Annotated in this window: 13 protein-coding genes; 8 read left to right on the top strand and 5 right to left on the bottom strand. The window is 40.6% G+C overall.

The genetic code is table 11. From position 1 onward, the window contains the following. Positions 1 to 2 precede the first annotated feature (2 nt). On the bottom strand, positions 3 to 980 hold the full coding sequence (locus H6G79_RS19895) for a sodium-dependent bicarbonate transport family permease (protein WP_190591329.1): 978 nt from the start codon (positions 978 to 980) through the stop codon (positions 3 to 5). Between the two features lie 373 nt (positions 981 to 1353). Here H6G79_RS19895 and H6G79_RS19900 point away from each other — a divergent pair, with 373 nt between their 5' ends. From H6G79_RS19900 to H6G79_RS19915, 4 genes are all read left to right on the top strand, one after another. After that, positions 1354 to 1917, top strand: coding sequence for a COP23 domain-containing protein (locus H6G79_RS19900; RefSeq protein WP_190591330.1), 564 nt, complete (start codon positions 1354 to 1356; stop codon positions 1915 to 1917). 34 nt (positions 1918 to 1951) lie between these two features. Further along, positions 1952 to 2713, top strand: coding sequence for a serine protease (locus H6G79_RS19905; protein ID WP_190591331.1), 762 nt, complete (start codon positions 1952 to 1954; stop codon positions 2711 to 2713). Between the two features lie 78 nt (positions 2714 to 2791). Next, positions 2792 to 3589 (top strand): serine protease, encoded by a 798-nt coding sequence (locus H6G79_RS19910; protein ID WP_190591332.1) that lies wholly within the window; start codon positions 2792 to 2794, stop codon positions 3587 to 3589. A 48-nt stretch (positions 3590 to 3637) separates the two neighbouring features. Further along, positions 3638 to 4366, top strand: coding sequence for a hypothetical protein (locus tag H6G79_RS19915; protein ID WP_190591333.1), 729 nt, complete (start codon positions 3638 to 3640; stop codon positions 4364 to 4366). Between the two features lie 441 nt (positions 4367 to 4807). Here the strand turns inward: H6G79_RS19915 and lptC are convergent, their stop codons facing one another. From lptC to metG, 3 genes are all read right to left on the bottom strand, one after another. Next, positions 4808 to 6064: an LPS export ABC transporter periplasmic protein LptC gene (gene lptC, locus H6G79_RS19920; protein ID WP_190591334.1), complete on the bottom strand. Its 1257-nt coding sequence runs from the start codon at positions 6062 to 6064 to the stop codon at positions 4808 to 4810. Next, entirely contained in the window at positions 6061 to 6693 is a 633-nt protein-coding gene (locus tag H6G79_RS19925; protein ID WP_015112605.1) for an NYN domain-containing protein, read from the bottom strand. The genes lptC and H6G79_RS19925 overlap by 4 nt, the downstream gene beginning before the upstream one ends. Before the next feature lie 171 nt (positions 6694 to 6864). Beyond that, on the bottom strand, positions 6865 to 8466 hold the full coding sequence (metG, locus tag H6G79_RS19930; protein WP_190591335.1) for a methionine--tRNA ligase: 1602 nt from the start codon (positions 8464 to 8466) through the stop codon (positions 6865 to 6867). Positions 8467 to 8840: 374 nt separating this feature from the next. On the opposite strand from metG, the gene H6G79_RS19935 reads away from it, so the two are divergent. The 3 genes from H6G79_RS19935 (at position 8841) to H6G79_RS19945 (ending at position 12153) form a co-directional block, all read left to right on the top strand. Then, positions 8841 to 9566 carry a 1-acyl-sn-glycerol-3-phosphate acyltransferase gene (locus tag H6G79_RS19935; RefSeq protein ID WP_190591336.1) on the top strand — a complete coding sequence of 242 codons (726 nt, stop codon included), beginning with the start codon at positions 8841 to 8843 and terminating at the stop codon, positions 9564 to 9566. A gap of 342 nt (positions 9567 to 9908) precedes the next feature. After that, positions 9909 to 10736: an alpha/beta fold hydrolase gene (locus H6G79_RS19940; protein ID WP_190591337.1), complete on the top strand. Its 828-nt coding sequence runs from the start codon at positions 9909 to 9911 to the stop codon at positions 10734 to 10736. A gap of 304 nt (positions 10737 to 11040) precedes the next feature. After that, complete coding sequence (locus H6G79_RS19945) at positions 11041 to 12153, top strand: hypothetical protein (protein ID WP_190591338.1); 1113 nt, start codon at positions 11041 to 11043, stop codon at positions 12151 to 12153. A gap of 143 nt (positions 12154 to 12296) precedes the next feature. On the opposite strand, the gene H6G79_RS19950 is transcribed toward H6G79_RS19945, so the two are convergent. Next, positions 12297 to 13022: a Uma2 family endonuclease gene (locus H6G79_RS19950; protein ID WP_190591339.1), complete on the bottom strand. Its 726-nt coding sequence runs from the start codon at positions 13020 to 13022 to the stop codon at positions 12297 to 12299. Between the two features lie 155 nt (positions 13023 to 13177). Between H6G79_RS19950 and H6G79_RS19955 the strand changes: the two genes are divergently transcribed. Then, positions 13178 to 14662, top strand: a complete 1485-nt coding sequence (locus H6G79_RS19955; protein ID WP_190591340.1) for a leucyl aminopeptidase — start codon at positions 13178 to 13180, stop codon at positions 14660 to 14662. Positions 14663 to 14878: the final 216 nt, after the last annotated feature.

The raw sequence follows: 14878 nt of genomic DNA on the forward strand, positions 1-14878 counted from the left end.
ATTTAAACTCCGATAGCTTTGATAATGTTGAAATACAAAGGAATGCCAATAATAATGTTGAAAGGAAAGGTCAGTGCTAAGGCCATAGATACATACAAACTAGGATTAGCTTCTGGAACTGTCATTCGCATCGCTGCGGGAACTGCTATGTAAGAAGCACTGGCGCAAAGGACTGCAAATAGCAAAGCATTACCCGCAGACATACCAATTAATTTGGCAATAATTATGCCGAAAATGGCATTAGCTACAGGCATTAATATCGAAAAGGCAATTAAAAAAGAACCAGTTTTCCGCATATCTTTGATTCTTCTGGCCGCAACCATCCCCATATCGAGTAAAAAGAAGGCTAAGACTCCATAAAAAATTTCTTGGGTGAATGGATGTAATTTATCCCAACCTCTTTCACCTGTGAGTGTACCAATAATCACGCTACCAATCAGGAGAAAAACTGAACCATTTAAGAATGCTTCCCGTAAAACTTCACTCCAAGAAAATTCTCCTTTTTGGTTTTCTTTCGGTGGCGCAAACAATCTCACTAGCAAAATCCCCACAATAATTGCTGGTGATTCCATTAATGCTAATGCGGCTACCATGTGTCCGCCAGAAGAAATATTTAAAATTTTGAGAAATGATTGAGCAGTAATAAATGTCACTGCACTAATCGAACCATAAGTTGCTGCGATCGCGGCTGCATTGTACGCATCTAATTTGACTTTTAAAATGAAAAATGAGTAAACAGGTACAGCCGAAGCCATCAAAATCGCGGCAAAAAGTGTGATGGCAATTTCAGGATTGATGCCACTTTCGGTAATTTCATATCCGCCTTTGAAACCAATAGCTAGTAATAGGTAAAGGGAAAACAATTTAGGTAAAGGCTGCGGAATTTCCAGGTCAGATTGCAAAAAAATTGCCAGCATTCCTAAAAAGAAAAATAACACTGGCGGGTTTAAAATATTGGACAGAATTAAACTGGAATTCATGTCTAGCACCCCTGATATTGATTCTGAAGAACAACCAAAAAACTAGCCGATTGATTCATGAATATAATCTCTGTAACAAAAGATTAACTATTTGCGGTTAATATATTTCAACATTGTGACCAAGGTGTGTTTTTTATATGTCATTGCTATGAATTAGCTCAAGAATACACTTGCTGATCGGTACACACATGAAAATTTCAGTAGTTAATTAAAGCAAATCCCTATCTAAAACAAGACTTTGCTCATACTCAGGGAAACTCGGTTTAAGTTAAATTTATTTTCTAGTGGGAACTATCACCGTGATTTTACGGTCAATGATGTTTTACACTTTCAGTAAGATACCTGATATTTTTGAGGAAGTTAGGTGTTAACCATGAAATTGAGGTTGTTTGGCCAAGGCTTGATGGGAATCGGAGTCTCTTCTGTAGCGGCGTTGAGTATGGTTGCAACTATTGACCAGCCTAGTTATGCAGGCGGGACGATTTTTAAGTGTGAAAAGCGTCAAGGTGTACCTGTGACAGTTGCTCAAACTCAAGATGGTAGGAAAGTTCCGATGATTCAATGGTCATCTCAAGATTACTTTCCTAGAGAATGGAACTCAGAACGTCGTTGTTATGAAGTGTCGCGGAGATTTCAAAGAAGTTATGACAATGGCAGACTCAAGTACATTAAAACAGGCACTTTGCGCGGACAACCTGTAGTGTGTGCGGCGGTAAATCAAAGTGCGCCTTGTACTGATAGTTCTTTGTTGTTTACTCTCAAACGTGGTAGTAATGCGAAAGCAACTTTGAGAAGACTGATGAATCGTCGGGGGTTAGTCGCGGGGAATGTTCTGAATGAAAGTGGGGGAGACTCATTGAACATTGATTTTGATACATATTTAAATAACGCGACAAATGACCAAAATAGCGATATTAATCAAGATATTAATGAATAATGCGATCGCTATTTTTTATCTGTTGTAAACCCCAATGAATGGTTCTCCGTTGACACTGGTTGTCTGTCTTGGCAGTATTTCCGTGATTTTGTCGGCATCAGCACCAGTTGTCAGTATTCCTACACCAAATTACATTGCTCGGTCGATTACTGTCAAAGTTCTATCTCAAGATTTTTTGGGTTCTGGTATTTTGTTGCGGCGTAGTGGTGCAACATATACAGTACTGACCAATGCTCATGTATTACAAGCTGGTGATCCTCCCTATCGTGTACAAGCGCCAGATGGTAGGATTTATAGAGCTAATTTACCTCAAAACTTAAACTTCGGAAAAAACGATTTGGCTGTGTTGCAATTCAAAAGTGCAGGCAGTATCTATGCAATAGCATCTCCTGGTGCATTTCCCGCATCAGGAGATGAGGTATTTACTGCGGGTTATCCGGCTGTGGAAGAACGCGGTAAAAAACAAAGCTTGGCCTTTACCACAGGCAAGGTGAGTTTAGTTCTAGCCAAACCTTTAGAGGGCGGTTATCAACTAGGCTACACCAACAATATTAAAAACGGGATGAGTGGCGGCCCTTTATTAAATGTTCGGGGTCAAGTGGTCGGAATTAATGGGATGCAAGCTTATCCATTGTGGGATCAACCATCAGTATTTGCTGATGGTTCTAAAGTTGATGCAAGATTGCATCAAATGATTATTCGGCTCAGTTGGGCTGTACCGATGACAAAGGTGAGACAGATGATGCCAAAAGCCGAAAACACTACAGTTACTACTGTATTTAGTCAAGCTGATTAGCGGGCGAAAAATTTTGGATTTAAGATGTCTAACGTTCTGTCAATCTACCGTCATCATTTTTTACATTGGTGTGAGATTATGAGACTTAATCGTGGATTTACAACAGCAATTGTCGGGGTAGCGATCGCCTTTACGCAACCAGAAATTGCTCAATCTTTAACTGCACAGGATGTCACTAATCTTGCTCAAAATATTACTGTCATGATTAGTGGCCCGCAACTTGGCTCTGGAGTGATTATTTACCGCAAAGGCAAAACCTACAGCGTGCTGACTAATTGGCATGTTGTTGATGCGCCAGGAACTTACACCATCCAAACAAGAGGTCAGACCCAATATCAAATTCAACCCACGTCTATCACCCGTGTTCCAGAAGCGGATTTAGCAATTCTACAGTTTAACAGCGATCAAGCCTACAACGTGGCGATTTTTGGCAATTCTGATGCCACCAGGGAAGGCACAACAGTATATGTATCCGGCGCACCAGAACCATTACACGGCATTGAAAACCGTACTGTGTTAGTACCAGTGGGACAAATTATTGGGACTAATTCACAAGATAAAGAAGGTTACACCTTAATTTATAGCAACACGACTTATCGCGGAATGAGTGGTGGCCCTGTGCTAGATGATAATGGCCGTTTAATTGGGATTCACGGACGAGGTGCGAGATCCGACGGGGAAAAAGTTGGGTTTAATTTAGGCATTCCTATCAACATCTTTGTTAATTCCAAAGCTGTGAGAACTTTGAAATTAGCAATACCGATTTCTCAACCAAAAGATAAACCTGCATCGGCGAATGTTCCCGCCATTGGTAGACCATCAGTAATCAATGGTTCTGGCGGAGCCGCAGGTTCTTGCCCTGGTAGAATTTGCTAAAGATGGCAGAATTTAGAATAAAACATTTTAATTTACACATTTTTTCAGATGAAAAAAATTTTAAATCTTAGTCTTGTAACTGTATTACTATTGCCAAGTTTGCTAAATTTTACTGGTGAACAAGCGATCGCCCAAACTGCGATCGATGAAGATAAACTCAATACAGTGAATGGGATGCCTTGGGCTGGCGGTGGTTTGCCTTTTAGTAAACTCGTAAATATCCAAGATACCCTAGTCAATTCCGCTTTAGGCAAAGTAGTTATTGATGCCCACGGTGAAGACCCTTTAAGCAGTTTAATTAAAAGTCCCTTTAGCGGCCCTCGTCCTGGCAGATTTGTAGTTGTGTCTCTGTGGGGAAGCAAAATTGAAGGCTGTTTTGCTAAAGTCGTCGTCCAAACCGCCCCAGCCGATGGCCAAGCAACATTAGAACAAATCGCCCCCACCACCATCGAGTTAGGTATTGATGGTCAAATTCTGCAATTAACTCCTAGCCCTAATAGCAAAGTCAGAGGCTTTTCTGGCAAATATACATATACCGAATATGAAAACAATCAAAATGTTTCATATAGCAACACTTGGTATATGTCAGATACTTTGTTTGCTATTAATGCCGATGCTGCTAACATTTTACGCAAAGCTCAACCCAAAGAAGTCCGCGTTCGGTTAACTTTTGCCAATGGTGATACCAAAGTCTTTCCCATCGGTAAAGGAACTGTAAAACATTGGCAAGAAGCCTATGGTTTTAATAGTGCTTGTACTGCACCAAATCAACCGTAAATAAAGTAAAAGGCAAAAGGCAAAAAATAGATGCTATGCCGTAGTTAAAAAACTATAATTAATAGCTAATTATTGGTGATTTTCAAACCTAGCGATTAGCTATTTTTGTTTTTATGAAAATCCCTAAATATAAACCAATACGGTTCAGTTATTACTTTTTTCTTCTCTTCGCGCTCTTTGCGCCCTTTGTGGTTCGTTAAAAAAAATGAATTTAACAAAAAGTTTTAGGAACTCAACAGAGTCTTGAGAATGTTGGGTTACGCTATCGCTACACCCAACCTACACAATAATTACAAAAATCTTGATTCTCTCTGTGCCTTTCCGCCTCTGCGTGAGAAAATTCATCCCGTATTTATGCAATATTTTACATAAAAACAGCGATCGCCACCTTACACAGCATCATAGTAGGTTGAGTGCGATCGCACTTTTTCCTTTTTACTTTTAATTCCTCGGCTTTGGTGATTCAGGAATAATTTCTGTCACGACTCGATTACCTGTTTTACCACCACTCACAACAATGTTGTCTGTTTCCAAATTACCGACGGCTGTATCTCCATTAAATGTTAAGGCTGGGCTGGCTTGGCGATAAACTACATTTCCCTGCGCCTCTAATAATTTTTTATCGAGATACCAAGTTAAATTCTGAGACGTTAAAGACTGGCGACGCTGACCAATGGCGTTGACATTTCCTACTACATAAACTGTTTTTTGGGGGATTTTCATCTCAGCTTGATTACCAGTCACCGTCAGTTTTTCTTTCCGGTGAAATACCCGCACAGGAGAATTTGTTTTGATATTTTCTGTATTCATATCCCAAACCATAGAGTTACCAATGATCTGCACTGGTGGTTCTAATAAATCTGCTTGGGCATTTTTGTTGATGGTAGCAATTTTAGTTTTTAAGTTAAATTCAGCAGAATTACCGCGACCACGGTCAGTAATTTGATTATTTTTATACCGTTCAAATTGTAAAGGGCGATCGCCAATTAATTTTTCTTGTTTAACCTGCCAAATTAAATGTTCTGTCCGCATTTTAATTTGGGGATCAGTCGCATTAGCAACGACTTTACCGATAAATTCGGCTACTTGTTCGCGGGTTTTGACTCGTGCTTCTTGGGCTATGGCTTGTAACTGTTTATGCCTACCATTGATTTGATTCCGCATAATCAGTAAACCATCTTTGGGTAGCCATTCCATTTCGTTACCTTGCAAAACCACACCATTAGTAGGGTCTGTGGCTACAATTTTACCTTTGAGAAATAGCCGTTTACCATCTTGTTCAATATCTGCTAAGTCGGCTTTAATTTGATAAACTATTTTGCCATCTTGATATAATTCTCCATAAGGATTTTCGGCTTGAGCTATTTCTTTTTCTTTGGTGTATCTTGCCTTTTTGGCTTTGACTGTCCAAAGCGGTCGTCCAACTTCATCAGCTTGTTCTAAGGTGACATCAAAAAAAGTTAATTTACTCTCAGAATCTTCTGGCGAGGAACTTTGATTATTTTGATTGGAGTTTGTCGCAGGTTTACCACAAGCCCCTAAACTGAGCATTAACAGTAAAGTCAAGAGTAGGTAAGACCATTTAGTTTTAAGTGAGTAGAATTTTAAAAAACTCAAGTCATGAAAGTGGGGGGATTTATTTATTCCCCCCAAAAATCTAAAATTTATTTTTGCTATGTGCCTACCTTGCTGCTTCATGTATCTTGAATTTCTAGATGTCCGTCATGGTCTGTTGGGTCATCCAAAAAACCCATTCCCGATAAGGGGCGATAGGGGTAACTTTGGCGTGGTGTTTTTTGGATATCTTCTTTGATAGCTTCTAAATCAATGTAGCGATCGCTCACATTAATTAAACTATCACTGGTCATGGAGCGTAAACTCACAACCTCTACCCTGACACCACGATAGCTTACAGAATTGACGGCGTAGGCTAAATCGCCATCTCCACTCACCAACACCGCCGTATCATAAGAATCAACCAACGCCATCATATCAACGGCGATTTCGACATCTAAGTTGGCTTTCTTGGAACCATCTGGGAGTTGTACTAAGTCTTTGGCAATGACGCGATAGCCATTCCGACGCATCCACAACAAAAAACCTTGCTGCTTTTCGTTGGTTCTATCGACACCAGTGTAGAAAAAAGCCCGCAACAGCCGAGATCCACCTGTTAAACGACACAACAACTTGGTGTAATCAATTTCAATTCCTAATTGCAAAGCCGCATAAAATAGATTTGAGCCATCAATAAATATAGCGACTCGGCCTCGATTCTCTAAAACTTGTTCCGGCGTAAATATCGAGTCGTTTTCTAAATTATTCAACATTGTTGTCATACCTCATTTTTATCTTGATATTTTTGATACAAATTTCCAACTTTGACTTTTAGCTAGAGAGTTTTATGATAATTTTCCGGGGCTAATGATTTAAGTTCAGCCCCGATAAATTTTTTGAGAGATTTGAGAGATTAGAAAATGTTCTGAAAGAAATTAAAAAAACTAATCGTTTTTCGGAGGTTCTATGCGTTTAAAAATTGGTTGAGGATTCCCCAACAGTTGTTTATTAGATAGTAACCCCCATTGGGAATGAATGGAAAATGGGGCAGCAGTTGCTGTTTGATTTTGTTCGTTAAAGTTGATTCCAAAACCCAGTTGCTGATAAATTTCGCTACTGATATTGGGAATAACTGGTGAAAGAAGATATGCTGACAGTCTAACTGATTCCAAAACTGCGTAAAGCACTTTTTCTACTTCCTGCTGCTGTCCTTGTTTATATAGTGACCAAGGGGCTTGATCATCAATAAACTTATTACTGGCTTGTACCAATGACAGAACAGCTTCGCAGGCTTGGTTAAAAGCTAGTGCTTGATATGCTTGTTGTACCTGTTCCCCTAGACCTAAACCAATCGTTTTCAAAGGATTTGCCGCAGAAATGGTTTCATCTGAAACTGACACTTGATTGCCAGCACAGTATTTTTTCACCATGTTCAAGGAGCGATTTAACAAATTACCTAAATCATTTGCCAAATCTGCATTTAAAACGTTGATGAATCTACTTTCATTAAAGTCGCCATCTTTGCCAAATTCGATTTCCTTAAGAAAGTAATAACGAACGGCATCACTACCATATCTCTCAACTAGAGCGATCGGATCAAGGGTATTACCCAGCGCCTTCCCCATTTTCTGCCCATCTTTGGTCAAAAATCCATGCCCAAATACTCTGTCTGGTAAAGGTAAGTCTGCCGACATGAGCATTGCTGGCCAGTAAACTGCATGAAACCGCAGAATATCTTTGCCAATTAAATGCAAGTTAATCGGCCACCATGTTGCTAAAGCGTTGGCTAAGGTTGGTTCAGCATCAGGTTCTAATAATGCTGTGACATAACCCAGCAGCGCATCAAACCAGACATATAAAGTTTGGTTAGGATCAGTCGGAACAGGAAAACCCCAGTCAAGATTAATCCGGGAAATGGAAAAATCTTGTAAACCTCGGCTGACAAAGCTTAAAACTTCATTACGACGGCTTTCGGGTTGAATAAAATCTGGGTGCGATTGATAAAACTCTTCTAATTGAGTTTGGTATTTAGATAAGCGAAAGAAATAATTTTGTTCGTCTCGCCATTCAACTTCTTTATTGGTATGAATTGGGCAACGCTTACCATCTAATAATTCTCTTTCTTCTTTAAATTCTTCGCAGGCTACGCAATACCAGCCTTTTTGCTGCCCTTGGTAGATATCGCCTTTTTGCCAAACGCGCCCAAAAAATTCTTTAACAATCGCTGCATGTCGCGGCGCAGTTGTCCGGCTAAAGCGATCATATTGAATGTTTAATTTCTCCCATAAGCTAACAAAACTGGGAACAATCCCATCACAAAATTCTTGGGGCGCTTTGCCTAAAGACTCTGCTGAACGTTGAATTTTCTGCCCATGTTCATCTGTACCTGTAATTAACAGGACACGATGTCCCTTGAGTCTCTGATATCTAGCCACTACGTCTGCGGCGATGGTTGTATAAGCACTTCCAATATGAGGGACATCGTTTACATAGTAAAGGGGTGTTGTCAGTGCAAATGTCTGGTCTGTTTTATCCACTAGGTTCATGCAGAATAAAAAACAAATTATTAAAACGTTTTATACTTAGTTATGAAAGCAAAACTACGCAATTATATTACATTACTATCTCTTTTTCAAAGTTCACCTTAATATTAGCAAATTTCTAGAGTTCAGAAATGTTTTGTAATAAGTACAAATTTGGCTAATTTCGGCTCTAAAAACAGAAAGGAGAATTTCATAAGGTTGATCTGAGGTTGTTTCTTACATAGATTGTGACCAAAAGTACAACGCTCTAAACATAGAAAAATCGTTTGCTTTTATAGATAAGACATTTCTATCCTAAGAGGGTCGTAGTATCAGTAAAGAAATGTAAAAATTAAATCAAGATAAACTACGATATTTTCCCAAAAATATATTTAGATATGAGTCTAAATAGCCCCTTAGATATTTCTCGCTTATTTTTAGCAACTTTTTCCACACGAATGTTTTGCTATTACGAGGATCGCATTCCTCGTGATGCAAGTTTGTTAATAGTGAGCAATCATCGCAGCTTTATGGATGCCATGATTTTAATGAAGGCGTTATCAAGTCCGATTCGTTTTGCTTGTCATCACTACATGGGACAAGTGCCAATTTTGCGCGAAATTGTCACCGGACAATTAGGTTGTTTTCCGTTAGAAACAGTGGAGAATCGGCAGCAAAGCTTTTTTGCTCAATCACAGATGCTATTAAAGTCTAAGCAGATGGTAGGCGTTTTTCCTGAAGGGGCCGAACCGATGGTGCAATCGACTCCAGCATCGGCGGTGGGGGAATTTCAGCGTGGATTTGCCCATTTAGCGTTGCGGACTGGCGTACCAGACTTAGCCATTTTACCAATTGCGATCGCCTCTTTAGAAGAAGTCAACACCACAGCTTTTCCCCTAAAACTGTTGAGTTTGTTTGACCCTTCCGAACCTTTATTTAACCAATATGGATGGCATCCATTAGTGATATATCAACGGGTAGCTGTACTCATTGGTCGCCCTTATTGGATTACAAACGATCATCAAAGTCAATATCACGGCAAACAAGCCAGAAAAGTTATAGCTGAACTCACACAACACTGCCACAGTGAAATCGCAAATTTACTACAACAAGGATGTTATTGATATACAACACCACGGCAGAATTTTAAAGATGACTTTGCTGGTGTTTTAATTGTAATTTTTTTGCTGATTTTAGATATATATTGCTAAATATGATCTGACAGAATCTTTATATAAGACTAAATTATATTTACAATAATTTGATTGCAGGTTTAAGTGAGTTTTTATTAGCTGAGTTATGATTTTAACAGACTTTTACCTGTAATACTGTCGAAAACTTAAATTCACTATTTTGAACTGATAATTTTTGTCTGTTTATGGGAATCATTTAAAAAAAAATCTCAAAGGATAATAATTGTATGCAGGTAAAACGATAAAAATCCTCAAGAAAATTAAAGTTGTACAATGCCAGAAGTTGAGTTAAAGCCGTGTTTTCTGACTCCGAAACGAGTCCAACCAGAGTATCCGTTGTTTGTTTATTTACCGGGAATGGATGGTACTGGTGAGTTACTGCGATCGCAAACATCGGGACTAGAAGCAGGCTTTGATGTTCGCTGTTTGGCGATCCCCAGAAAAGACTTAACGACTTGGGAAGAGTTGACTAATAACGTCTTGGACTTAATTCACGCAGAATTGGAGAAAAGTTCCCAAAGGTCAATTTATTTGTGTGGAGAATCATTTGGTGGCTGCTTGGCGATGAAGGTAGCTACTAAAGCCCCGCATTTATTTAAACGGATTATTTTGATTAACCCCGCCTCAGCTTTTCGCCTGCGTCCGTTTTTAGATTGGGCATCCCATTTATCATGCTTAATACCAGAATCTTTGTATGATATTGGTGCATTGGGTTTATTACCGTTTCTGGCATCTTTAGAACGCCTAGACAGAAGCGATCGCTATGAGTTGCTAAAAACTATGCGTTCTGTCCCATCCGTAACAGTAAATTGGCGATTGACTTTATTGCGAGAATTTGAGGTTGACGATGACAAATTACGCCGTCTCACCCAACCAGTATTGTTAATTGCTGGTGCAAGCGATCGGCTTTTACCTTCGGTTACAGAAGTGAAGCGAATCGCTGCTATTTTACCTAAATCTCAGGTTTTCATCCTGCCTAATAGCGGTCACGCCTGTTTGCTCGAACAAGATGTCAGTCTGTATGAAATTCTGCAAAACAACAACTTCTTAGAAACTTTGAATCACAAGCTTTACAAGCTACCAGTGAAGGAATTCGGTTGAGCAGGAGGCAGTGGTTCGGCTACGCTCACCAACCGGAGGCACTTTGGCAAAGCCGGAGAAGTCAAAAGTAAAAAATCAAAAGTCAAAAGTATTCTTCATTTTTGCCTTTTTACTTACCACTAAGCGGTTGAGGCAGGGAGTAGACAAAAAGTTTTTCACTCAGTACTCAGTACTCACACTTCGACTTACCTCGACTTCGCTCGGTACAAGTCGCTCAGTGTACGGCACTCAAACTTGTACTTGTTGGAAGATGTCAAGTTAGTCTGGATTTCGCTACAAACAGATTAGAGCGACTGGCATAACAATGACAAACCAACCCCAAAAACAACCAGAAGTAGAAATCACTAATCAAACATCCGCTAAAGAGAAATCATCGTTATTTGACTCTTTGGCGACGACTGGTAAAACATTGTTTGATACAGCCTTGGGCGTGGGTGTAGCCACAGCTAAACAAACACATAAGTTATTTGGACAAGCAACTCAAACTACTGGCCAAATAGTTGATCGCCTCAGTCAAAATTGGCTGATTAGAAGGCTATCGGGTTTTTTAAATCTGAATTGGCTGATTGGTGCTAGTGAAAATGTTGATCTAGAAAAAGCCGCCACCACCGTTAACAAACTCAAACAAAAATACCCCCAGGAATCGCCTAGCCAGATTTCTCACCGCATCATGCTAGATACCGCCACCAAAGCAGGTGGGATTGGGTTTGCCAGTAGCATTTTACCAGGGGTAGCAGCAGCATTATTAGCAGTTGATTTAGCTGCGACGCTGAAATTGCAATCGGAAATGCTGTATAAAATTGCGGCTGCTTACGACTTAGATTTAAAAGATCCAGCCAGGAAAGGCGAAGTTTTAACAATTTTTGGTTTGGGGTTGGGTGGTAATCGTTTGTTAAAAGCTGCTGGATTGGCGTTACTGCGAAATGTGCCGTTTGCAGGTGCAGCGATCGCCACTAGTTCTAATGCGGCCTTAAGCTATTCTCTAGGGTATGCAGCTTGTCGATTTTACGAAGCCAAACTAGATGAATCTGTTTCCTTAACATCACCAGAAACTTTGGCAACCCTGAAAGCAGAAAGTGAAAATTACTTAGAAACTGCGATCGCTCAACAAGCCATCATGGATAAAATTCTTGTTCATGTGATTCTCGCCAGCCATCCCGAAAAAACCTGGGAAGAAATTTTACCAGAATTGCAAGCATTGAACCTCAGCCCAAATTCCCTGGATGCGATCGCCAACAATATCAAGTCACCGCAACCATTAGATACACTCCTCAATCAACTCAACCGTGATTTTGCAATCCCACTGTTGGCACAATGCCAAAGAATTGCTCAACTTGACCAGCAAACCACAGGAGTAGAACAAGAAATAATTAATGCGATCGTCAATAAATTTGACATTGACACCACTGAATTGTGATTCCAAAACTAGCCTCTAGCCTCCAGTCCCTAGTACAGGTCGGCGTAAATAAACAGACCATAAGAAAATGCTAAAAGGCTTGTATTATCGTTATTCTTTCTTTTTACTTTTGCCTTTTTACTTTTGCCTTGTTGTACTAGCCTCTATTCCTGTTCAATCTGCTCAGGATCAATACCCATTTCTCGGAGACGTTGCTTTAATTGCTCTACTTGCTGTTCAGCCTGCTGTCGAGCCTGTTCAGCTTGCTGTCGAGCTAAAGCTTCTGCATCTATTCTTTGTTGTGCTTCACGTAGTGCTTGCGCCTGTTCTGTGGGATTCAGTAGCTTCTCTCCTGTATCTTCTCGGTAAAAACTAATCAGTTCTCCTTCTACCTGCAAGCGCAAACCTAATGGTTCACTACGATTGTCGGTAATCAACTCATAAGAATCTTGGCGCAACCGATAACCCCGCAACTGTCCTTGTACCCATTCGCCTCTGGGGTCAAATAACCAGTATTCTTTAACACCAAGTTGCTCGTACAAAGTCTTCTTAAATTCCTGATCGTGATTTTTCGTCCCCGCCGAAGTCATCTCAAAAATCACCGATGGAACTTCCCCTTCTTCCCACACTTTATAGTTATCTCGCCCACCAGGTGCGACATTAAAAATTACCATCACATCAGGGGCAACACGCAACTTAGGAAATCCTTGAGCGTAGTAGAGAAATTGATTGGCAAGGACTGTTGCTTGTTGTCCTACTAAATACTGACGCAGAATTTCTAGTGTCGCCAGTAATACACATAAATGAGCATAGCTTTCTGCCACTGGTTCACCATCGGAACTAGGATAGAACACTTCTGCCCGTTGGTTTGGAGTTAAGGCTGAGGTCATAGTCATGCCATACAGAAGGTTAGGATGTTTTAATTATAAAAGTCAGTGGTGATTCGCCCTTTCATACTTCACACTTCATACTTCTAACTTCTCTTCACACTTCAAATTTTTGAGCAATACTGGTACAAGAAGGAATCTTTAAACAAAATCCCAAAATGGCAACAATTAAACTTAGTAATCAGCCTCTGCTGGAGTGGGCAGGCGATAGTTTGGCAATTGGATTATTTGAAGATGCGGTAGAGTTAACAGGTGAACTGGCGACTTTGAATGAAAAGTTCGCTGGCATCTTAAAAGAAGTCATTGCCGAAGAAGAATTTACAGCCAAAGCCAACAGCACTGTCTTTATTCGTGTCGCTGGCGGCGGTGCGGTTAAAAAAGTAATCTTGGTTGGCTTAGGAAAATCAGACGCACTGAAAGTAGATAGTCTGCGGCGGGCGGCGGCGGCGGCGGCGAAGGTAGCCAAAAAGCAAAAAAGCAAAACTCTCGGATTTAGCTTTCCCTTATGGAATAACGACCCAGCCGCCACAGCCCAAGCGATCGCAGAAGGTGTAGAGTTAGCTTTATATCAAGATGTGCGCTTTAAATCAGAACCAGATGATAAAGGCGCAAAAGTTGAAACTGTCGAGTTACTGGGCTTTGAAGGTCAAGAGGATGCAATCAAGCGTGCCAATCAAATTGTATCTGGGGTAATTTTAGCCAGAGAATTGGTAGCCGCCCCAGCCAATACAGTTACACCCATTACAATGGCCGAGACTGCCCAAGAAATTGCCAAAGACTACGGCTTGCAATTACAAATCTTGGAAAAAGAAGATTGTGAGAAATTGGGTATGGGTGCCTTTTTAGGAGTCGCCCAAGCCTCTGATTTACCACCCAAATTCATTCACCTCACCTACAAACCAGAAGGTACACCCACCAAGAAACTAGCCATTATCGGTAAAGGTTTAACCTTTGATTCTGGTGGGTTGAATATTAAAGGTGCTGGTAGCGGCATTGAAACCATGAAAATTGATATGGGTGGTGCAGCTGCTACCTTGGGTGCAGCAAAAGCAATTGCCCAACTCAAGCCCGATGCCGAAGTTCACTTCATCTCTGCCGTTACCGAAAACATGATTAGCGGTCGCGCTATGCACCCAGGCGACATCCTCAAAGCTTCTAACGGCAAAACAATCGAAGTGAATAACACCGATGCTGAAGGGCGTTTAACCTTAGCTGATGCTTTGGTATATACAGATAAATTGGGATTAGATGCGATCGTTGATTTAGCCACCCTCACAGGTGCAAACGTCATTGCTTTGGGTGAAGATATCGCCGGGTTATACACCCCCCATGATGCCTTAGCTTCGCAGTTAGAAACAGCTGCTGGCACATCAGGCGAAAAAATTTGGCGGATGCCAATGGAAGAAAAATATTTTGAAGGCTTGAAATCGGGGATTGCCGATATGAAAAACACCGGGCCGCGTCCTGGTGGTTCAATTACCGCCGCCCTATTCCTCAAGCAATTCGTCAAAGATACCCCTTGGGCGCACTTAGACATTGCAGGGCCAGTCTGGGCAGACAAAGAAAACGGCTACAACGGCCCCGGCGCAACTGGCTACGGTGTGCGGATGTTGGTTAACTGGGTACTAGGAACTGAAGTGTGAAGTCGGAAGTATGAAGTCTGAAATATGAGTTTTTAGACTTCATACTTCATAATTCATACTTTATTCGTGTTATCTTGGGCTTGCCGCCACAATTATGTTGCAATAATGACAAATAATGCGGAGTACTGAGCAGTTGTTACTGGACTTAGCACTTAGCATAGTAATTTGGCAGTGAAGAAGTTACGGTTTTTTAACAAAGCCAATCTGGTAAAATTT

This window comes from Anabaena sp. FACHB-83 (genome assembly GCF_014697485.1).
GTDB lineage: Bacteria > Cyanobacteriota > Cyanobacteriia > Cyanobacteriales > Nostocaceae > Nostoc_B.